Below are 19759 nucleotides of genomic sequence, written 5' to 3'. Positions count from 1 at the left end.
AAGAATCAAGAAGCCGACTCAATCTCGCTTTCGTGGATCTCCTGAATCTTGCCGATGGCAGAGAGCATAGGCTTAACGTTTTTGTGTCTAAGCTTTCTGTCTACGTAGTTCTTGGTTATCTTAACAACCGTGCCGCTGAGCGCGATCACACCGATAAGGTTCGGGATAGCCATAAGGCCGTTAAGTGTATCCGAAAGATCCCAAGCGAGCGTAAGATCCATGGTTGCGCCGATCAGGATGAATATTACGAAAATGATCTGATATAACTTGGTGCTCTTGGTGCCGAAGAGATATTCAAAGCCCTTGCTTCCGTACTGGCTCCAGCCAAGTACTGTTGAGAAAGCAAAGAACAGGATTGCGATCGCGATGAACGCCGAGCCGAATCTTCCGAATATCGTTGAAAAAGCTTCTGCAACAAGAGCTGTGGAAACCTGCTCCGAAAGCACTTTTCCTGTATTAAGATCAACAAGTCCGCTTGAAAGAACCGCAAATGCAGTGATCGTGCAGACGATGATGGTGTCGGCAAATACCTCGAAGATGCCCCACATTCCCTGAACAACGGGCTCTCTTACGTTTGAGCTTGAGTGAACCATTACGGAAGAACCAAGACCCGCCTCATTGGAAAAGACGCCTCGCTTCATTCCCCACTGCATTGCCATTGCAACACCGCTTCCCACGATGCCGCCGCCGACAGCTTTAAATCCGAAAGCGCCGCGGAATATTGCTGAGAAAACGGCTCCGAACTGATCAACGTTGCAGATGCATACGATGAGTGCACCGACGATATATATAACAGCCATGAAGGGAACGAGCTTTTCCGTTACGGATGCGATTCTCTTAAGGCCGCCGACGATAACCATGCCCGCAAGTGCCATAAGTACGATTCCGCTTATCAAAGTGGGAATGCCGAATGCGCTGTGCATGTTAAGCGCGATCGAGTTGATCTGGCTCATGTTACCGATGCCGAATGAGGCAAATACGCAAAAGAAACTGAACATAAACGCAAGAGCTGTTCCTATATGTCTGCATCCCTTCTTGGATCCGAGTCCGTCCTTTAAGTAATACATAGCTCCGCCGCACCATTCATTTCTGCTGTTTCTGCGGCGATAGAAAATTCCGAGTACGTTCTCCGAATAATTCGTCATCATTCCAAAGAAAGCAACGACCCACATCCAGAAAATGGCTCCCGGGCCGCCCGAAACGATGGCTGCTGCAACACCTGCGATGTTACCTGTTCCGATAGTAGCGGCAAGAGCGGTACAAAGGCTCTGGAACTGTGAGATCTGAGTGTCTTCACTTCCCGTGTGCGCCGTTACTTTTTTATCCTTAAATATTCCGCCGATAGTGTTTTTTACCCAGTGCTTAAAGTGACTCACCTGGAAAAAACGTGTAAGGACGGTCATAAGTATTCCCGTGCCGACCAAAAGAACCAGCATGGGTAGTCCCCAAACAAAGCCGTTAACGGCACTGTTTATCTGTTCAACTGATGATAAAAAACTGTTCATACAACCTCCGGTAAAAAAGATATTTTTGCCCATATAGAGGGGCATTAACCGTATAAAACAAAAACGGTGCCTCATGTTATCCATGAAACACCGTCGTTTCAATAACTTATATTATCATACTCAATACAAAAAGAACAGAAAAATTTAATAATTCATCAAAACAATATACGATATAATGATAATATGAGCAAATCAAAAAAGAAAAGGTTAATAGTCGTATCAATTCTATATTTTGTTTTGACTTTGGTAATGGCTCAGCTTGTTTTCTACAGAGGGATAAACACGCTCAGACCGATATATCTTATCAATATCGGCGCGGACTTTGTGGGAATGATGTTGGGCTGTACTCTCTATGTCTGTTGCCTTATCGACCTTCAAAAGACGGGTGCTGATATAAAGTACATGATGGCCCTTATTAATGTTGTGTTTATTCAACTCTTTACGGACGGCTGTGCATGGCTTGTTGACGGAATCCCGTCTCTCAGATACCTCAATATTTTGGACAATACATTGTACTATCTGTGTGCTCCTATAGAGGCACTGCTCTTTTGGATGTACACGATGACATATTTGAAAATTAGAAAAAATCTGGTAAAAAAGCTCTTTTTGATCGTCAGTATCGGCGCCTATGTGGCCATTGCGGTCAGGATCATAAATATTTTTACCGGAATCTATTTTACTGTCGGGCAAGACGGCGTCTATGCAAGAAGCGCGCTCTATCCGATCTCTATGGTCTATTCCTATTTCACCGTTATAGCTGCGCTTGTAGTGGTTGTTCTTGAGCGTAAGCTCCTTGAAAGATATCAGGTTCTTGCATTTTTTATGTATGTGCTGGCTCCGATGCTTGTTGGCATTATAACTATTGTTGTATACGGACTTTCGCTCGGACCTGCATTATTTATGATTGCCTTGATGCTTATGTACTGCATTCTCAACGTTTCCGAGGGCCGTGAGATGGTGGCGGCATCCAGAGATATGGCACTTGCTGCGGAAATACAGGAAGATGCCATGCCAAAGGTTTATCCGTATATGCCCGAGAGAAAAGATTTTGATCTGTACGCATACATGAAGCCTGCTAAAGAGGTGGGCGGCGACTTCTATGATTATTTTATGATTGACGAGGATCACCTTGGACTGGCCATTGCAGATGTTTCCGGAAAAGGCATACCGGCGGCATTGTTTATGATGATGGCAAAAAAACTTATAAAGAATGCTCTTACTTCGGGTATGTCTCCCGCTGATACTTTATATGAGGTAAATAACAGGCTGTGCGAAGACAATAAGATGGGCTTCTTTGTGACGGTGTGGATCGGAGTTATCGATCTTTCCAGCGGTGAGAGTATATCTGTCAATGCAGGACACAAGCATCCGGTTATAAGGCATGCAGGCGGCGAGTATGAATTTGTAAAATATAAGCATTCACTTCCTGTGGCGGTAATGGAATATACCAAGTTTGTTCCGCACAATTTCAAGATGGAACCAGGAGACAGCATATTCGTCTATACGAACGGATTCCCGGAGGCCATTAATGAGGGCAATGAGCTTCTTGGAAATGACCGAATGCTTGAGATAATGAACAGATTCCCTGTGGCCAATCCCAAGGTCGCCATTGAAAACGTCATGGTCGGCATCGATGAATATGTGGGCGGTGCTGAGCAGCTTGACGACATAACCATGCTATACATGACATATTACGGGAAATGATGAGCTTCGAAAGATAGTAGTGACATGATAATTAATGAAAAAGACAATATGCTTACAGTTGAAGCGACGGTGGAAAAACTGCCGAATGTTATGAAGTTCATAGATTCCAAGCTGGAAGAAATTTCTTGTGCTCAAAAGAGTCAAAATCAAATCCGGACAGCAGTCGAGGAGTTGTTCGTCAACATCGCACATTACGCATATCCCGGAGAGATAGGTCTTGCGGAAGTTAGATTTAAATTTATAGAAAAAGAGCGTGCGGTAGAAATTTCTTTTGCCGACAAAGGAATCCCTTACGATCCGCTAAAAAAGACCGATCCCGATATCTCACTCTCTGCGGACGAAAGAGCAATCGGGGGACTTGGTATCTACATGGCAAAAAAGCTGATGGATGATTTCAGGTACGAATACAAAGATTCACAAAATATAAATACGATATACAAGCGGATTTAATGCATGCAATGAGTAGGACCTACGTGAAGGAGGGACAACATTATGCTGAACATCGAAAAAACAAAGGATAATGGAAATATGAAAATCTCGCTGGAGGGACGCCTTGATACCATGACTTCTACGCAGCTTGAGATTGAGGTTCAGAGCTCATTGGATGGCGTGGATAATCTTACTTTCGATCTTGCCAAGCTTGATTATATTTCAAGTGCGGGACTCCGAGTTCTTCTTTCCGCGCAGAAGATCATGAACAAGCAGGGAAAGATGGTTGTTACAAACGCAGCCGAAGAGATAAAAGAGATATTTGAAGTTACGGGATTTTCGGATATCCTTACGATTCAATGACGGGGCTTTTTATAGGAGTAGCACCGCAAGATTTTATAAGCTCTTTTCTGTTGCATTGAGAACTATCACTTTGTTCTTAACCTTTAGTCACCATCTATATTCTTCACTATAATACCAATTATCGCATATCTTTTCAGTTCTGAATTTATACCTTGGTTCTTCTACTTCAAATGTATTGCCTTCTTTGGGTCTACCGTGATCTAGAAGTTTACCCGATGGAGAATAATATATGCTGCAATTATATTTCCCGGCTTTATTTCTAAGTTTTATTTCAACGATATCTTCCATATCTTTAGCATCTGTACATACATAAATATAATGAACCCATAAATCTTTGAAGAGTTTATCTGCATCAATGCCTTCTGGGATTTCAGATTCATTTTCATATGTTGATGGATATTCATCGTTATCTTCCGCTTCTAATAACTGTTTGGTTATTTCTGTCAGATAATCAACATTATTTATAACATAATTTTTAATCTCCGAAGTGTCAACATGATTATTTTTAGGTTTAAATATATAAAAATTTATTCCCAGTACAATAATAGCGATAACTGGCATTATTATAGTTATTATTAAGGTAAATGTATATGTTCCATCCTTTTTAATTGTCATCGGGGAAACCTTCCTTCCTCCATTTTATACCAAGTTTAATAGCCTCTATATCTTCTGGCATTTCCCCACAATGAGGTAACAAAAATAAAAAAGGTAAATCTTTCCATGCACGTCTTTTTGTTTGAACTGCTGCTCCTCCGGAAAGTGTGAAAAAGTCGCTATAATATTTTGAAGCAATATACGAATATGTAACATTACCTAGCGTTGCAGCATCCATGACTTGACCATGATATATAAAATAATCATCTTCAGTGTGGGGGGTACGGTATATCTTTCCCGAAAGCTTCATGCCACCTTGCTTCGTCTTTAACATCCATTGGACCACCTGTTTCAACCATGATTATGAAAACCGCAGTGAAATTTGCAGAACCATCCAATACTGTCGGATCTTTTCCATCAGTATAATGATATACTTTACCTACATAATCAAAATATTGCTCTTGTTTAGCAAGCCATTTATCAATCATCTCAGAATAATCCGGTAAATTTTTATTTTTTCCTATTCGATTTAGTGTTGAAAGAGTTTTTCCACCAGATTCGTAAACCTCTTCACCGTAGCGCTTTAAAGCATTATAATACGGCTCATATACCAGTTTTCCAGGTAATCCAATGCTAGCAACCATACTACAATCCTCAAAGCCACAATAAGTGCTATTTATTTTTTTAGGTACACATTTGGATTTGGCATACTTGGCCAAGGAATGTTTGGTGCTTGAGGCATTGGAATTGGAGTATCTTCAATTCTATAAAGAGTGATATCCTCAAAAGACATTTTATATTCCTCTTTCCTTTTACGAAATATATTCTTAACAAGCATGTATATTCTAACATATAGAAAAGTAATAAAACAATAATATATACATTGAAGATCAGCGATACAAAAGCATTTGGAAAAGCGATCAGAGACAGGCGTAAGAAGCTTGGATATACACAGAAGTACATAGCTAATCTTTTGGGGCTTGATGTAGTACTGAATGAACGAGGGTATTATTTTGTGTCCAAAAAGTCCTATGACTTTCACAAGAATGAAAGTTAATAAGATACTTGCAGACTGGCATGGTGAGGACTACCTTATTCCGTGCGAGTGCCCGCGCTTTAGCAGCGGAGAGGCAAAGGGAATCCTCGGAGAATCCGTGAGGGATAAGGACATCTACATCATGGTCGATGTCTGCAACAATTCCCTTACCTACAAGATGGACGGCAGCTTGAACCGTATGTCGCCCGACGATAATATCAGGATTTAAAAAGAATAATCGCAGCCTGTAACGGAAGAGCGGCTCGGATTACCGTGATCATGCCGTTTATGTACGAAGGAAGGCAGCTTAAAGGCCTCGGAGCAAAGAGAGTGTTCATCTTCTCGACCTTCGGTCTCTTCACGAGCGGCCTTGAGAAATTCGATAAGGCATACGCCGACGGCCTGTTTACCAGAATCTTTGCAACCAATCTCATCCATCAAAAAGAAGAGCTTCTGGAAAAAGAGTATTATATGAGCGTAAATATGGGACGCTATATCGCCGCGATAATCGATACCATGAACAAAGGCGAATCCATGCAGGAGCTTTCAAAGCCCGCGCTCAGAATAAAAGAGACGATCGAGAAGTATAAAGGATAATAAAAGCATACAAAAAGAGCTTTCTCATAAAGAGAAAGCTCTTTTTATTGCTCTGATATATTATGGCATGTTAAAATATAGATACGCTTTGTTAAAAGGATTTTTCATAAAAGGGAAGGGGAAAATAATGTCTTTTGAAACGTGTACAGTTTATCGAATTCCGGAACCATCAATTCCAAAAACACCCATACCAAGAATACCCATACCTGGAATGCCAAACTCAAATATACAACTTTATCACATAAATAGCACTTATTGTGGCAGCGAGAATGGTAGCAATTCTAATCTTGAAGATTATTATGCAGCTGCATTAATGAATCTGCCGATAGATCAATTGTATAAAATGAAAAAATTAAAGCAAGAGGTTAAAACGGCAAGAGATAATTACAAGAAGGAGAGAAAAAAGAATGATCGAGATGGAAGACTGCTCGAAGAATTGCAACTATATAATACTCCTGATGCAAACTTACCGGATTATACGGAAGAAATTGATAAATGGCTTGTTGAACAGGAAAAGTATTTTGATAATGTGAAGCAATCAAATATTGCTAGAAATGTATATCCGGAGACTGGAGCCCTTGACTTTACTATTAAATTTGTAGAAAGAGTAAGGAATTTTGGGGAGATGGATATAAAACGAGACACCGTATGGCCAAATGCATTTCCTGATATACCTTATCCAGAAGGAGAAAATAGATATTTTCTTTATCATGGGCAGGTTATGGATCCTGGTACATTGGGTAATGTAACGTATTCTTATATTGGTGCAAAATATTATCCGGATTATGCTTTGTACATCGGAGGAGCTGCGGTTCAGGTAAAGGATTATAATATGTGGGATATACCGTATATGCCTACGCTTCCTTATATGGGCGATATGTCAGAAGATCACGATGCAATCGAGCTTGGAATAAAGTGGCGAGAGGAGGGATTTCCAAGTGAAGAGGAAATCAAGGACAAGCTTGAATTTAAAGAAAGGCTTCGGAAGATTAATGAAAAGATCGATATTGATATTAGTAGGGGTTAGTTTTTTTGCTTTTATATTAATAATTATAATGAATAAGCAAACGCACTATGTCAGACTGTCAGAGATTAAGCAATATGTCAAGGATAATACTGATTATTTAACCGATATATCTGAACAATTATTAGATAGACAAGTAGAATCAGATGTATATAGATTAAAAAAAGAGTTATTAATACAAAATGACAATATTGACAAATTATATTCTGATATGAATATCTTAAACATATTTGTTTGTAAGAATCTATCTTCTAGAAATGATGAGGTGCGCATAACACTAAAGGAAAAAAACGGTAATTTTATATGTGGAATTTACTATTCCCCATCAGGAAAAATTCTTAAATATGGAACCCCTCAGGAAGGGGATACTTATGAATACAATGACGAATATGGCGATCGACATATTTATCGCTCAGAAAAGATATGTGATTACTGGTATTACTTTGAAGATGATACTTGGAACTAATGAAAGTTTCCGATAAAGAATAATAACCTTGACTTAGCCGTACGACTAAATTTATGATTGTTTATATCTAATTTTGCCGTACGGCATAATTTAGCACAAAAACATTTATGAGGAAAACATATGAAGATCAGCGATACGAATGCATTTGGAAAAGCAATCAGAGACAGGCGCAAGAAGCTTGGATATACGCAGAAGTACATATCTGATTTTACGGGAATATCAGTTTCCTTTCTCTCTGATCTGGAGAACGGAAAGAAAACAATTGAGCTTGGTAAGGCTATGCACATCGCAAATCTCTTGGGGCTTGATGTAGTACTGAATGAACGAGGGTAAATATTATTTTGTATACAAAAAGTCCTATGACTTTCGTAAGGATATTTGCAAAAGTCATAGGACTTTTGTTATAATTATTGCAAAAGTGATAGGACTTTCGCAATAACATGGAGGCGATATGTATAGGGAGATTATCAAAGATCTTAGACAATGGAAGGATAAAACGCGCAGAAAACCACTGTTATTAACAGGTGTAAGGCAATGCGGTAAGACATATATTATAGATGCGTTCGCAAGAGAGTGTTTCAAAAACTATGTTTACATCAACTTCGAAGCTTCCGAAAATCTATCAGCCGTATTTGAATATGATTTTGATGTAAAAAGAATCATTACGGAAATAGAGAGAAACCTAAAGGTTAAGATCATTCCGGGTAAGACGTTGGTGTTTTTCGACGAGATTCAGGAATGTCCCAGGGCTATAACTTCACTTAAGTATTTTTGCGAAAATATGAAAGATCTTCATATTGTTTGCGCAGGATCTCTTCTTGGAGTTGCATTAAAAAAAGAACAGATATCTTTTCCTGTAGGAAAGGTAAACAGACTGCAACTCTATCCCATGAGTTTTAAGGAATTTGTTATTGCAAATGACAGGAACGATCTTATAGATGTGTTCAGCAAATGGCCGATTGATAGGGCAATTCCGGAATTATATTCTGTTCCGATGATGAAGCTTTTGAAAGAGTACTATATTGTCGGAGGAATGCCTGAGGCGGTTAAGACATGGATAGAAACTCATGATATAGATGAGGTTGAAGAAGTACAGAATGAAATTTTAAATGACTATGCAGATGATTTTTCCAAGCACGCTCCTGCGTCTGATGTTCCTAAGATAAGGTGGATATGGGATTCGGTTCCCGTACAGCTTGCTAAGGAAAACAATAAATTCGTTTTTTCACATGTTAAAGAGGGTAAAAGATCCGCAGAATTAGAGGATGCGTTACAATGGCTATGTGATGCCGGATTGATAAGCAGAACAGAGCTTGTGGAGAAACCTGAAATACCATTATCGGGTAATGCAGATAAGACATATTTTAAGGTATATATGTCTGATGTGGGATTGCTCAGAGCAAAATCCATGATCGCAGCAAAGACGATATTGGAAGAATCAGCTCTTTTTATCAAATTTAAGGGCACCTTTGCAGAAAACTATGTATTAAACGAACTTATATCGGCTGGCAAGGTACCTTATTTTTGGCGCTCGGGAAATTCGGCAGAGATTGATTTCATTTTTGAATCGGATGGCGAAATGATACCTGTCGAAGTCAAGGCGGCAGATAATACACAGGCTAAGAGCTATAGGCAGTTCTGTAAAAAATATAATCCGGGTAAAGGCTATAAGCTATCACAAAAGAATATTGCCGAGAATATGTGTGAAAACACAAAGACGTATAGTATCCCATTATATTTGGCTTGGAATATTGATCATTATAATTAAAAAGATTATCTAAATTAAAAGTCCTATGACTTTCGCAAGGATGTTTGCAAAGTCATAGGACTTTTTCACATTAATTAACCCAAAGACTTAAGTATCAGTCTTCGTTAAAATCCATAGGGATTACCTGAGTTGAGTCTGCGCCGAGTCCCTTGAGCTCTTCTGTAGCTTCAAGTTTGATAGCGTTGTTCTCGGTGGAAACTCCGATGAGCTTAAAGGTAATATTATCCTCACCGACTTTCATTTTCTGATTGGAGGCGTTGTTTCTTATAGTGTTTCCTTTACTGTTGTCTCCGCATTCCTCATAGTAAACCTCTGCTTCGTTAGCTGCGATGAAGATGTTCTTCTCTATTACGTTTTCTTCATCGTGAGCATTCTGAATGGAGATACAGTTATTGTCCGTATTCAAAACAGTGTTGTTGTAGATATGGCAAGCCTTTGCCTCACCGTTTTCTTCGGGATTGCAACCACCGATAACGATGCCGGCAAGATTATTGTTTTCTACAAGAGTGTTGTTGTACACTTCGATTCCTGTTGTAGCGGTTCCGTGGTGCTCTGTAGCAATCTCGATACCGATATCGCTGTCTGATACGTAGTTATTGAAGATATCAATGTCTTTTCCGCCGTCAACATAGATTCCGTCCGCGCAAGCGTCGCCAAAGTAAGTCATGTTCTTAGCAGATGAAATTCCGACAACGGTATTATCGTGAATCTTACCGTCGTGAGCTCTGTCTGTCTCAAGTAAAAGGAGCTCGCCTGTCTCGGGATCGGTACGCTCATAGCCGATAGCATCGATTCCGATATTGTCACAGTTGTGCACGTAGTTGCCGGAAATATCGAAGTCACCTACGTTACCGTTAACTACAAGCGCTTCACTGTTACCAAGCGTCATGTTATAGATTTCGTTTCCTGTGATTGAAACTCCGTTTACAGGTGCTTCGGGCTGACCATATACAAGGATTCCGTGTGCATTGTAGTACTCGGATTCCTCAGTGTATTTAACACCCATGTCGTGAATCTTACATTTTGAGATCGAGATTCCGTCTGAACCTGCATCTACATAAATACCCATGGGCTTAACGTCCATTGAAGGATGATCCTGGCTAAGGCCCGTGATCTCAAGACCTGTGATAGAAACGTTCTTGGCATGGACATTGATCATTGCATAATCTTCTTTTGTCGGTGTTAAGTCTGCTCCGTTAAGAACAGCACCTTCTTCACCTACAAGTTTTACTCCATCCTTTTCGATCTTTAACTGTTCGGAATAATTTCCTTTAGGGATTACGATCGTATCCCCGTTTGAAGCCTTGTCAATGGCTTCCGCGATGGTAGAAGCGTCACTACCGACTGTGATTGTGTTTCCGTCATTTGCGGCTGCACCTGCCTTACAACAAAAACCGGTTGAACACATAAATGCAAAACCTGCTATCATAAGGCTGGAAACAACATAACCCGCATTTTTTCTCATCATTTTCCCCTTTCTGATGTCTTTTGCTAAGTTGTCAGTTACTATGTTTAAAACCATAACATATGGAAGTGCCCAAAAAGTGACTAAAAAATAAAAAAGATATAAACAAAAGTTACAAAAGTATTAGCCAATCATCGCCTGATACTATATAATATGCATTGAACGAGGTGTGAGATGACTAAAATAATATATCAAATTATTGCAATATTTTTTATACTTGTATTCTATGGAATTTATTTTATAAAGATGATGCTCCAGAAAAAGAAAGGTATCGTGACCGATCAGATTGCTAAGGGTAAAACCCGCGATAAAGACTTTTACACAGAGCTTTTGATGAAGATCGCGACAATACTTGCGCCTGTGGCTGAACTGATATCAATAATAATCGGAAAATCTCAGCTTTCTTTTATGCTAAGGATCTTCGGTGTTTACTTTGCGGTTGTCGGTGTCACGGTGTTCGGAATTGCTGTATATACCATGAGAGACAGCTGGAGAGCGGGCGTCGCGGAAGATGACAAGGAAAAAAGAGATCTCGTCACGAACGGTATTTATAACTACTCGAGAAACCCGGCATTTCTGGGCTTTGATCTTGTTTACATAGGAATCCTTCTTATGTACTTTAATCCTGTATTGCTTGCTGCGACATTGTTTGCAATGATCATGCTTCATCTTCAGATATTAAGAGAAGAAAAATTCTTGGAAAGCTCTTTTGGCAAGGAATATATTGATTACAAAAAGAGAGTAAGCAGATACGCCGGAATGGGAAAGATCACGTACGTAAAGATAGTAATGTACATTTATTTCCTTATATTTATATGGTCCGTTCTGTATTTCTTTACATGCCTTGCATACGGAGGCGGATTCTTCCTTTCTTGGGTTTGGCTGTGGGTGCTTATTGCCGCATTTTCTTTTGTTAGAATAAAGATGCTTATAGCAAGGATAGGCGGAACCGAGAAATTCAAGGTTCCAATGGTGATCACATGGATATACAGGATAGCAGCCACTGCATTTATTGTTTTCTTTTTAATAACGGAAGCTAAGATCGTTGACGACATGAGCGCGGTACCGGACAAAGACCTTGATTACATAATCCTTCTCGGTGCGGGGCTTAACGGAACTGAGCCGAGTAACCCGTACAGAGTAAGGATAAAAAGAGCCGGCGAGTACCTGTCGGAAAACGAAGAAACAATAGTCATCGCGTCCGGCGGACAGGGAGAGTATGAGCAGATAAGCGAGGCTGAGTGTGCAAAAAGAGTGCTCGTAAGGGATTACGGTATCGATGAGAGCAGGATCTTTTTGGAGGAAAAGTCGACCGACACTCATGAAAATCTTAAGTTCAGTCTTGAGATAATAGGAGATCCCACGGCCCGCGTCGGCATAGTTACTAACAGCTTCCATGAGCATAGGGCGCTTGCGATCGCCAAAAAAGTGGGCTTTGAAAATGCCGATCCCGTTCCCGCGACGACTCTTTTGCCTGTAGGAATTCATTATGTTGTGAGGGAGTTTTTCGGAATGGTTGAGTTTTATCTTAGAGACATGTGATAAAGAAAGTTCTTTTAATTGACATCTTCTGCGAAGTAGTGCTAATATTGTAAATTGCAAATGAATTGCAAATCATGAAACGCAAACGATCATGGCATTTACACGCGGAGGAATACAATGTTTGGTTTATCAAAGAAACCGGTGACCATACTGACAGGATATCTTGGCTCAGGTAAGACAACGGTACTTAATGAGCTGCTTAAAAATACGGAATCAGACGGAATCGCACTGATAGTAAATGATATGGGAAGCGTTAACATTGACGCTTCCCTTATTTCGAAAAGTAACGTTACTCAGGCGGATTCCAAGATGATCGAGCTTACGAACGGATGCATTTGCTGCACTCTTCAGGAAGCCTTTATGACACAGGTCGAGGCGCTTGCAAAAGATAAGCATATCAAAAGAATCATCGTGGAAGCCTCAGGCATCAGTAATCCCGCATCGATAGCGGATGGATTCCTTATGTATCAGGAATCACACAAAAAGCTTGGCTTCTATCTTGACTCTGTTGTGACTGTCGTTGATGCCGACAGGATATACACAGAGTTTCTTGACGGTTTAAAAGAAAAGTCCGATGAAAGACAAAAAGAGATCATTGACGAGGATCCCGACATCATCAACCTTATCATGGATCAGATCGAATTCTGCAACGTGGTTCTTTTGAACAAGTGCGATCTCCTTCCCGAGGATAAAAAAGAATCGGTAAAAAAGGTGATCAGACAGTTCCAAAGAAAGGCGGAGATTGTAGAGTGCGTTTACGGCAAGGTTAATCCCGACAGGATTTTCAAAGGATCAAAGTTTGACTACGACGAGGTTATGAATTCTTCGGCGATGCAGGCTGCTCTTGCCAGAGAAAAAGCGATGGATGAAGGATGCGTTGATGAATACGGCATCAGCTCTTTTGTTTATGAGGAGAAAAGACCTTTCGATCACGAGAAGTTCAGTGCTTTCGTTGAAGAAAACTATCCCGAGAATATAATCCGCGCTAAAGGTTATATCTGGTTTTCGGATGATGACATTCATGTTCAGCTCTTTGAGCAGGCGGGAAGAAACGCATCAATATCCGAGGTTTCCAATTGGGTAGCGGCCTTTGACGAAAAGGAAAAGGAAGAGGTTATACGAAGCTTCCCGGACATCATGGAAGAGTGGGATGAAATCTACGGCGACAGGCTCAATCAGATCGTCTTTATCGGAAAGGAAATTGATAAAGCGAGCATCACAAAGATGATTGATGACTGCATAGACAAGGTTCCGTACACGGCGACTCAGCCTGAGCTTGTAAATAAGGAGAATAAGAAAATTGGGTAAGATCTATTTTGTAAACGGATTTCTGGAGGCCGGAAAGACCTCTTTTATCCAGGATCTCATCGACGAGACTTACTTCAAGATAAAGGGGCTTACTCTCATCGTTGCCTGCGAAGAGGGCAACACCGAGTACGACGATTATCTCCTTGAGAAGTCAGGCTGCATCGTCAGATACATCGAGGAGGAAGAGGATTTCCTTTCGAAGATCAAGGAGTATGAGGAGTGCCTTAAGCCCGAGCGCATCATCGTTGAGTTCAACGGCATGTGGAACAGGAAGGACTTCGAAATGCCTTGGGATCCCATGGAGATTACGGAGATTGCCATCATTGACGCAAGGACCTTCGAGCTCTATGCCGCCAATATGAAATCTCTTTTGTCCGAGCAGGTGAGGCGCGCTTACATGGCGGTCCTCAACAACTGCGACGGCTTTGAGGAGAAGCTTCCGTATTTCAGGCGCAATCTAAAGGCCGTAAATACGGGGCTCAACATTGTTTTTAAAGATAATGACGGGGACGACATCAACATCCGTTTTGAGGACGACCTTCCCTATGATCTTTCCGCAGAAGTCGTGGATGTTGATCATGACGCGTTCTCCGTCTTTTATCTTGATAGCCTTGAGAATCTCGACAGATATCTTGGCAAGACTATCAGGTTTACGGCGAAGGTCATCAAGCCAAGGGGCAAGACCAGAGAGAGTTTCCTTGCTGGGCGCTACGCCATGACCTGCTGCGAGAATGACCTTTCACTATTCGGGATCATCTGCGACTACGACGACACGGATTCAATCTCCGCCGATGAGTGGGTCACCGTTACCGGCGTTGTCGACAAAGAATTCATGGACCGCTATAACGTGGAGTTTCCGATCTGTAAGGTAAAAGAGCTTTCGCCTGCACCCAAGCCGAAGCGAGAGGTCATAAATGTGATGTAAAAAGTTCGCGAAAGCGGGCTTTTTTCTTTAAATATAAGGAGAAAGAGGGTATAATAATACGGCGAGATTCTTGAAAAATCTCGCTAAGCGAAACGTTGTCTGCTGTTCTAAATTCGACAAGACCTCATTAAGAACAGCGACATACTTATCGCTAAGCTCGAAAATACCTCGCTAAGCGAAACAGTAAGGAGTATTAAGACATGAAATCACCGGCAGAAATTGCTCAAAAATATGTACAGGTAGGAAAGGCCAAGGCCGAAGCTAAGGCTTCACAGACCTTTCTTTTAGCTATAATGGCGGGAGCCTTCATTGCGCTTGGAGGACTCGGAAGCCAGATCGCATCATGCCTTGCGGATAATGCTTCATCGGCAAGGGTTATCAGTTCTGTAGTTTTCCCTATAGGTCTTTTTATGGTGCTTGTCGGAGGAGCTGAGCTCTTCACAGGCAATTGCCTTATTACGATCCCTGTTCTCAAGAAAGAGACCGCGCCTCTTAAGATGCTTAAGAACTGGGTTATCGTTTATTTCGGAAACATGGTCGGAGGCTTTATCATTGCAGCAATTGCGGCTTTTGGCCATATCTATTCATTCGGCGACGGACAGCTTGCTTCATCAGTGGTTGCGACTGCTGTGACTAAGTCAGGCATTTCTTTTGCGGACGGAATTCTTCGCGGAATCCTTTGTAACGTCCTTGTATGCATGGCTGTATGGTGTTCTTTCGCGGCAGATGAGCTTGCAGGAAAAGTGCTTGCACTTTGGCTTCCCGTTATGCTCTTTATCATCTGCGGATTTGAGCACTGCGTTGCAAATATGTATTTCATTCCTGCAGGATTCCTTGCATCATATGTACATGGAATTCCCGCTGACGGATTATCTTTATTCGGATTCTTTGTGACAAACCTTATCCCCGTGACCATAGGAAATATCATAGGTGGCGGCATTTGCGTCGGAGCGGTTTACTACGGAGCTTATCTGAAAAAGTAAATTGTATTAGCAATATCTTTTTACCTGAACAAAAAATGAGAAGTCTTATGTCTATCTATAAATAGTCATAAGACTTTTTTTATGTCATTATAATAGGGCAGGCGCCGTTTGCAGGGGCCTGAAAGATAGGTTTTTTAATTAAACTGCTTTTGAGAAAGGGGTAATTATGCAGAATTTTACGTTCTACTCACCTACTTATTTTGTATTTGGAAAAGATACTGAGAATCAGGCCGGCGAGTACGTTAAGAAGTTTGGCGGAAGCAAGGTTCTCATTCATTATGGCGGCGGAAGCGTCGTTAAATCGGGACTTCTTGACAGGGTTAAGGCATCTCTTGAAAAAGAGGGTATTTCCTATGTGCTCCTTGGAGGCGTTAAGCCCAATCCCAGAAGCGGCCTTGTTTACGAAGGTATAGAGCTTTGCAAAAAAGAGAATGTTGATTTTGTTCTTGCTGTGGGCGGCGGAAGTACTATCGATTCTTCCAAGGCTATCGCTGCAGGTACTGTTTATGAAGGAGATTTCTGGGATTTCTATATGGGCAAGCGCATTGAAGAGGCTCTTCCCGTTGGAACCATCCTTACTATCGCTGCAGCAGGCAGTGAGGGAAGCCCTGACTCCGTTATCACCAAGGAAGAGGGTATGTTCAAGAGAGGCGCGAGCGGAGATGCTATAAGACCTAAGTTCAGTATCCTCAATCCCGCACTTACACAGACACTTCCCGCATATCAGTCTGCGGCAGGTATCACGGATATCATGGCTCATCTCTATGAGAGATATCTCACCAATACCGCTGAGGTTGAAGTTACAGACAGACTTATCGAGGCGCTTCTTCTTACAATGAAGCACGAGGGACCCAGAGTTATCGAGGATCCCAACAACTACGAGGCAAGAGCCAATATCATGTGGGCAGGAATGATGGCGCACAACAATTCCTGCGGTGTCGGAAGAACTCAGGACTGGAACAGCCACAACATCGAGCATGAGCTTTCAGCTCTTTACGACTGTGCTCACGGAGCAGGTCTTGCTGTTACAATGCCCGCTGTATTCACATATGTAATGAAGCACGATGTAATGCGCTTTGCGCAGGTTGCTACAAGAGTCTGGGGCTGCCAGATGGACTTCACCAATCCTGAGGTTACCGCTAAGGCCGGCATCGAGGCACTCAGAAACTTCCTTATCTCGATCGGTATGCCGAGGAACTTTGAGGAACTCGGAGCCAAGAAGGAGGATATTCCCAAGCTTGTTGATGTCCTTTGTAACGGCGACGGAAGACCCGGTTCAATCTCAGGCTTCGTAACTCTTAACGAGGATGATTGCACAAAGATCTATGAGATGATGTTGTGATATATAAGATGATAAGGCGCTTGAGATAATACTTTGGCGCCTTATTTTTTGATTAATTATAAAAAGTCACTTGCAAAAAAAGTTAACAGTCTTATAATATATCCATATAAAATATTTAATATGTTGGAGGATATATTGTAATGAAAAGATTTTTTAAGATTGCCGCAGTAGTAGCTATGGGAGTTGTGCTCTGCGCATGTTCAATGTCAAGTAAATCGGCAAGCTCTGAGACGGGACAGGTTAAAATTACCGTTAAAGATAGCAGCGTTGAGTTAAATCATGTTAAGCATGATTTTCCTAAGGAATATACAGTTTCCGGTGACATTGTGACCAAGCCTATCGGCATGTCTTATGCGGAAGTTAAGAAAGACGGAAATCTTGTTGGTGTAGCTACAGACGGTATGTACAAGGAAAACATTACCAAGGACAATATGGTAGATGCCGCTAATACAGCATTTATGACTTTCCACAATGTCGATACACCACTTGAGATCACACAGGATATGTTCTTGGATGGTAAGAACATTGAGGTCCTCACAATTGAGCTTACTGACGGAATAGCTGTTTTTATCGCTCAGACAGGAACACCTAATTTTGTATATATGACAGAGCTTAATACCGACAGTGAAAAGGTAATGGAAGATTTTGTCGGCTCAGCAGTTCAACAGATCGGTGGCGATGAAGACTACGCTACATTCTTTGGATAAGAATAGTAATAATTCATCTGAATCAGTCCGTCAGAAATATCGACGGAACGAAAAATGTACGTAATACAGATAATCGGCATGTACATCGTGTTTTTTCTCTGATATGCATGCCAAAATATTGATATATAACAATCTTGAATAGACATAAAAGCATGTACTTTAAGCAAATAAGCTAAAGTACATGCTTTTTCTCTTTCAAAAGTCACTGAAATAACGATAAATTTGCTGAAATCGGCATGCATATTTGCTAAAAGTCTTGATATTCATGCCTGATCACTGAAAATACACCCTGTTCAACGAATCATGCACCTAACATCACCGAAGACACACTCCATTCAGCAACTCACTCGCCTAACATGAGGCAAAAAACAAATTCTTAGATCAGCCAACATACTTTTTAAGTGTAGCTCTTACAGCGCCTTCGCCTGCGATGAGCTCTCCGAAGTAGGAGAGGACTTTTTCTGAAAGGCCTGCTTCTTCAAGGTCTACACCAAAGATAGTAGCGTCTTTAAGGATAGGAAGGAGCTTTGTCTTAAGCGCTTCCTTATCCATAGCATCGCCGAGCTTTATTCCCTCAACGAAGCTCTTAGCCTTCTCAAGAAGCGGATCGGGGCTTGGCTCAAATGCCTTGCCGTTATCGTCTACGCCCATCACATAGCGAAGCCAGCCGGCGTGTACTAGAGGAATACACTTAAGATCGGCTACATTGAGACTATCGGAAGAAAGGTAAGCTTTGATAGTCTCACCGAATCTGATGGCAAGCTTCTGCGATGTGTCTGTGGCGATCCTTTGAGGGGTATCGGGCATGAATTTGTTTGGAATTCTGACATTTACAACAGTGTCGATGAATTCCTGAGGCTTTATGACACCGGGATCTGTAACAACGGGAAGTCCCTCTACATATCCGATAGTCTTAACGAGCTTAACAAGCTCAGTGTCCTTCATTTCTTCAGAGATCTTGTCGTATCCGAGAAGACATCCGTATACGGCAAGAGCAGTGTGCAGAGGATTAAGGCAGGTGCAAACTTTCATGCGCTCAACTTTATCAACGGTTTCTTTTTCAGTGAAGATAACTCCGACCTTTTCAAGAGCGGGTCTTCCGTTCGGGAACTTATCCTCGATGACAAGATACTCGCTCTCCTCGGCGTTAACGAAGGGAGCAACCCAAGTCTTCTTGGAAGTAACAACGGCTTCAAGCTCCTCGATTCCATCGTTTTTAAGAATCTCATTAACGGAATCGTCGGGTCTTGGTGTGATCTTGTCGATCATTGACCAAGGGAAAGATACCTTGGAATCATCTTTTATATAATCAACGAACTTGGCATCTGCCTTGCCGTTTTTGGTCCACTCGTTAGCGAATGCGATGACTGCGTCGAAGAGCTTGTCTCCGTTGTGTGAGCAGTTATCTGTGCTGACCATTGCGATCTTCTTTTCGCCTGCAAGGAATCTCTCATACAAAAGAGCTGAAACCTTACCGATATAGCTCTGGGGCTTAACCGGTCCGTTTGCAAAATCATCTTTTACTGCGGGAAGAAGCTCGCCTGCGGGATTTACGAGGCTGTAGCCCTTCTCTGTGATAGTGAAGGTAGCAAGCTGAAGAGAATCGCATCTGAAGATCTCTTTTAACCTGCTGAATTCCTTATCGTCATTTGAGTCGAGAATGCATGACTCTGCGATGCTGGAGATAACTGACTTCTCAACTGAGCCGTCGGCCTTCAATGTGACAAGGAGTGAGAGGTTGTCGTGAGGTCTGTACATTTTCTCAATGATCTCATAGTCAAAACCTTCAACGACTGTGAGACCCTTGTCATTCATTCCGTCTTCAAGCATTCTCTGTGAAAGATTAGCCTGAAAAGCTCTGAAGATATTTCCTGCTCCGAAGTGAACCCACTGCGGTGCTTCTTTTGTCTTATTTATCATGGAAGCCCTGTCAAAAGAGGGAATGTAGTAGCCCTTCTCTTTCCAAGCGCTGTCCGTTAAACACTGTTCGTTAAGCTTCAT

The 19759-nt window shown here is 41.6% G+C and carries 20 protein-coding genes and 1 pseudogene; 15 read left to right on the top strand and 6 right to left on the bottom strand.

Annotated elements, in window-relative coordinates:
- Window positions 1-5 precede the first annotated feature (5 nt).
- Entirely contained in the window at window positions 6-1505 is a 1500-nt protein-coding gene (locus D6853_RS07150) for an alanine/glycine:cation symporter family protein (RefSeq protein ID WP_120657340.1), read from the bottom strand.
- Window positions 1506-1688: 183 nt separating this feature from the next.
- Here D6853_RS07150 and D6853_RS07145 point away from each other — a divergent pair, with 183 nt between their 5' ends.
- Genes D6853_RS07145 through D6853_RS07135 form a run of 3 tightly spaced genes read left to right on the top strand, consistent with a single transcriptional unit; the run spans window position 1689 to window position 4001 of the window.
- On the top strand, window positions 1689-3209 hold the full coding sequence (locus tag D6853_RS07145) for a PP2C family protein-serine/threonine phosphatase (RefSeq protein ID WP_120657339.1): 1521 nt from the start codon (window positions 1689-1691) through the stop codon (window positions 3207-3209).
- 24 nt (window positions 3210-3233) lie between these two features.
- Window positions 3234-3659 (top strand): ATP-binding protein, encoded by a 426-nt coding sequence (locus D6853_RS07140; protein ID WP_243108312.1) that lies wholly within the window; start codon window positions 3234-3236, stop codon window positions 3657-3659.
- 42 nt (window positions 3660-3701) lie between these two features.
- Complete coding sequence (locus D6853_RS07135) at window positions 3702-4001, top strand: STAS domain-containing protein (RefSeq protein WP_120657338.1); 300 nt, start codon at window positions 3702-3704, stop codon at window positions 3999-4001.
- A gap of 87 nt (window positions 4002-4088) precedes the next feature.
- Here the strand turns inward: D6853_RS07135 and D6853_RS07130 are convergent, their stop codons facing one another.
- From D6853_RS07130 to D6853_RS07120, 3 genes are read right to left on the bottom strand one after another with little or no spacing between them, the layout of a single operon-like run.
- Entirely contained in the window at window positions 4089-4616 is a 528-nt protein-coding gene (locus D6853_RS07130; RefSeq protein WP_120657337.1) for a hypothetical protein, read from the bottom strand.
- A complete protein-coding gene (locus D6853_RS07125; RefSeq protein ID WP_158588690.1) occupies window positions 4606-4905 on the bottom strand; it encodes a polymorphic toxin type 44 domain-containing protein in 300 nt (99 codons plus the stop codon). Before D6853_RS07125 ends, D6853_RS07130 begins: the two co-directional genes overlap by 11 nt.
- On the bottom strand, window positions 4865-5239 hold the full coding sequence (locus tag D6853_RS07120) for a hypothetical protein (RefSeq protein ID WP_120657335.1): 375 nt from the start codon (window positions 5237-5239) through the stop codon (window positions 4865-4867). The genes D6853_RS07125 and D6853_RS07120 overlap by 41 nt, the downstream gene beginning before the upstream one ends.
- A 239-nt stretch (window positions 5240-5478) precedes the next feature.
- Here D6853_RS07120 and D6853_RS15395 point away from each other — a divergent pair, with 239 nt between their 5' ends.
- The 6 genes and pseudogenes from D6853_RS15395 to D6853_RS07090 all read left to right on the top strand — a co-directional run bounded on the left by D6853_RS15395 (window position 5479) and on the right by D6853_RS07090 (window position 9486).
- The gene (locus D6853_RS15395) at window positions 5479-5652 is read left to right on the top strand and encodes a hypothetical protein (RefSeq protein WP_199713006.1); all 174 of its coding nucleotides are present in this window, start codon (window positions 5479-5481) and stop codon (window positions 5650-5652) included.
- A pseudogene (locus tag D6853_RS15620) lies at window positions 5591-5943 on the top strand (ribose-phosphate pyrophosphokinase-like domain-containing protein); the annotation flags it as partial. The gene D6853_RS15395 and the pseudogene D6853_RS15620, both read left to right, overlap by 62 nt.
- Before the next feature lie 412 nt (window positions 5944-6355).
- Window positions 6356-7255 (top strand): polymorphic toxin type 44 domain-containing protein, encoded by a 900-nt coding sequence (locus D6853_RS07105; RefSeq protein WP_207667211.1) that lies wholly within the window; start codon window positions 6356-6358, stop codon window positions 7253-7255.
- Window positions 7221-7718, top strand: a complete 498-nt coding sequence (locus D6853_RS07100; RefSeq protein WP_120657333.1) for a hypothetical protein — start codon at window positions 7221-7223, stop codon at window positions 7716-7718. Before D6853_RS07105 ends, D6853_RS07100 begins: the two co-directional genes overlap by 35 nt.
- Window positions 7719-7838: 120 nt before the next feature.
- On the top strand, window positions 7839-8051 hold the full coding sequence (locus D6853_RS07095) for a helix-turn-helix domain-containing protein (RefSeq protein ID WP_120657332.1): 213 nt from the start codon (window positions 7839-7841) through the stop codon (window positions 8049-8051).
- Between the two features lie 118 nt (window positions 8052-8169).
- Entirely contained in the window at window positions 8170-9486 is a 1317-nt protein-coding gene (locus D6853_RS07090; protein ID WP_120657331.1) for an ATP-binding protein, read from the top strand.
- A gap of 94 nt (window positions 9487-9580) precedes the next feature.
- On the opposite strand, the gene D6853_RS07085 is transcribed toward D6853_RS07090, so the two are convergent.
- Window positions 9581-10951 carry a right-handed parallel beta-helix repeat-containing protein gene (locus D6853_RS07085; protein ID WP_120657330.1) on the bottom strand — a complete coding sequence of 457 codons (1371 nt, stop codon included), beginning with the start codon at window positions 10949-10951 and terminating at the stop codon, window positions 9581-9583.
- 174 nt (window positions 10952-11125) lie between these two features.
- Between D6853_RS07085 and D6853_RS15585 the strand changes: the two genes are divergently transcribed.
- The 6 genes from D6853_RS15585 (at window position 11126) to D6853_RS07055 (ending at window position 17758) form a co-directional block, all read left to right on the top strand.
- Entirely contained in the window at window positions 11126-12493 is a 1368-nt protein-coding gene (locus D6853_RS15585) for an ElyC/SanA/YdcF family protein (RefSeq protein ID WP_120657329.1), read from the top strand.
- Window positions 12494-12610: 117 nt separating this feature from the next.
- Complete coding sequence (locus tag D6853_RS07075) at window positions 12611-13801, top strand: CobW family GTP-binding protein (protein ID WP_120657328.1); 1191 nt, start codon at window positions 12611-12613, stop codon at window positions 13799-13801.
- A complete protein-coding gene (locus tag D6853_RS07070) occupies window positions 13794-14726 on the top strand; it encodes a TIGR03943 family putative permease subunit (RefSeq protein ID WP_158588689.1) in 933 nt (310 codons plus the stop codon). Before D6853_RS07075 ends, D6853_RS07070 begins: the two co-directional genes overlap by 8 nt.
- Window positions 14727-14926: 200 nt before the next feature.
- Window positions 14927-15709, top strand: coding sequence for a formate/nitrite transporter family protein (locus tag D6853_RS07065; RefSeq protein WP_120657326.1), 783 nt, complete (start codon window positions 14927-14929; stop codon window positions 15707-15709).
- 166 nt (window positions 15710-15875) lie between these two features.
- Window positions 15876-17051 (top strand): iron-containing alcohol dehydrogenase, encoded by a 1176-nt coding sequence (locus D6853_RS07060; protein ID WP_120657325.1) that lies wholly within the window; start codon window positions 15876-15878, stop codon window positions 17049-17051.
- Window positions 17052-17191: 140 nt separating this feature from the next.
- Window positions 17192-17758: a hypothetical protein gene (locus tag D6853_RS07055; RefSeq protein ID WP_120657324.1), complete on the top strand. Its 567-nt coding sequence runs from the start codon at window positions 17192-17194 to the stop codon at window positions 17756-17758.
- 381 nt (window positions 17759-18139) lie between these two features.
- Here the strand turns inward: D6853_RS07055 and D6853_RS07050 are convergent, their stop codons facing one another.
- Entirely contained in the window at window positions 18140-19759 is a 1620-nt protein-coding gene (locus D6853_RS07050; RefSeq protein ID WP_120657323.1) for a mannitol dehydrogenase family protein, read from the bottom strand.

Source organism: Butyrivibrio sp. X503, assembly GCF_003625475.1.
Lineage (GTDB): Bacteria > Bacillota > Clostridia > Lachnospirales > Lachnospiraceae > Butyrivibrio.
Note: the sequence above shows the minus strand (reverse complement) of the source record. Positions and strands in the feature narration are given on the sequence as shown.

Coding starts and splice junctions, on each gene's coding strand:
- D6853_RS07075 (WP_120657328.1), top strand. CDS start 12,611: ATGTTTGGTTTATCAAAGAAACCGGTGACCATACTGACAGGATATCTT.
- D6853_RS07120 (WP_120657335.1), bottom strand. CDS start 5,239: ATGGTTGCTAGCATTGGATTACCTGGAAAACTGGTATATGAGCCGTAT.
- D6853_RS07095 (WP_120657332.1), top strand. CDS start 7,839: ATGAAGATCAGCGATACGAATGCATTTGGAAAAGCAATCAGAGACAGG.
- D6853_RS07135 (WP_120657338.1), top strand. CDS start 3,702: ATGCTGAACATCGAAAAAACAAAGGATAATGGAAATATGAAAATCTCG.
- D6853_RS07105 (WP_207667211.1), top strand. CDS start 6,356: ATGTCTTTTGAAACGTGTACAGTTTATCGAATTCCGGAACCATCAATT.
- D6853_RS07090 (WP_120657331.1), top strand. CDS start 8,170: ATGTATAGGGAGATTATCAAAGATCTTAGACAATGGAAGGATAAAACG.
- D6853_RS07085 (WP_120657330.1), bottom strand. CDS start 10,951: ATGAGAAAAAATGCGGGTTATGTTGTTTCCAGCCTTATGATAGCAGGT.
- D6853_RS07100 (WP_120657333.1), top strand. CDS start 7,221: ATGAAAAGATCGATATTGATATTAGTAGGGGTTAGTTTTTTTGCTTTT.
- D6853_RS07140 (WP_243108312.1), top strand. CDS start 3,234: ATGATAATTAATGAAAAAGACAATATGCTTACAGTTGAAGCGACGGTG.
- D6853_RS07050 (WP_120657323.1), bottom strand. CDS start 19,759: ATGAAGCTTAACGAACAGTGTTTAACGGACAGCGCTTGGAAAGAGAAG.
- D6853_RS07150 (WP_120657340.1), bottom strand. CDS start 1,505: ATGAACAGTTTTTTATCATCAGTTGAACAGATAAACAGTGCCGTTAAC.
- D6853_RS07065 (WP_120657326.1), top strand. CDS start 14,927: ATGAAATCACCGGCAGAAATTGCTCAAAAATATGTACAGGTAGGAAAG.
- D6853_RS07145 (WP_120657339.1), top strand. CDS start 1,689: ATGAGCAAATCAAAAAAGAAAAGGTTAATAGTCGTATCAATTCTATAT.
- D6853_RS07125 (WP_158588690.1), bottom strand. CDS start 4,905: ATGAAGCTTTCGGGAAAGATATACCGTACCCCCCACACTGAAGATGAT.
- D6853_RS07055 (WP_120657324.1), top strand. CDS start 17,192: ATGAAAAGATTTTTTAAGATTGCCGCAGTAGTAGCTATGGGAGTTGTG.
- D6853_RS15585 (WP_120657329.1), top strand. CDS start 11,126: ATGACTAAAATAATATATCAAATTATTGCAATATTTTTTATACTTGTA.
- D6853_RS07130 (WP_120657337.1), bottom strand. CDS start 4,616: ATGACAATTAAAAAGGATGGAACATATACATTTACCTTAATAATAACT.
- D6853_RS07060 (WP_120657325.1), top strand. CDS start 15,876: ATGCAGAATTTTACGTTCTACTCACCTACTTATTTTGTATTTGGAAAA.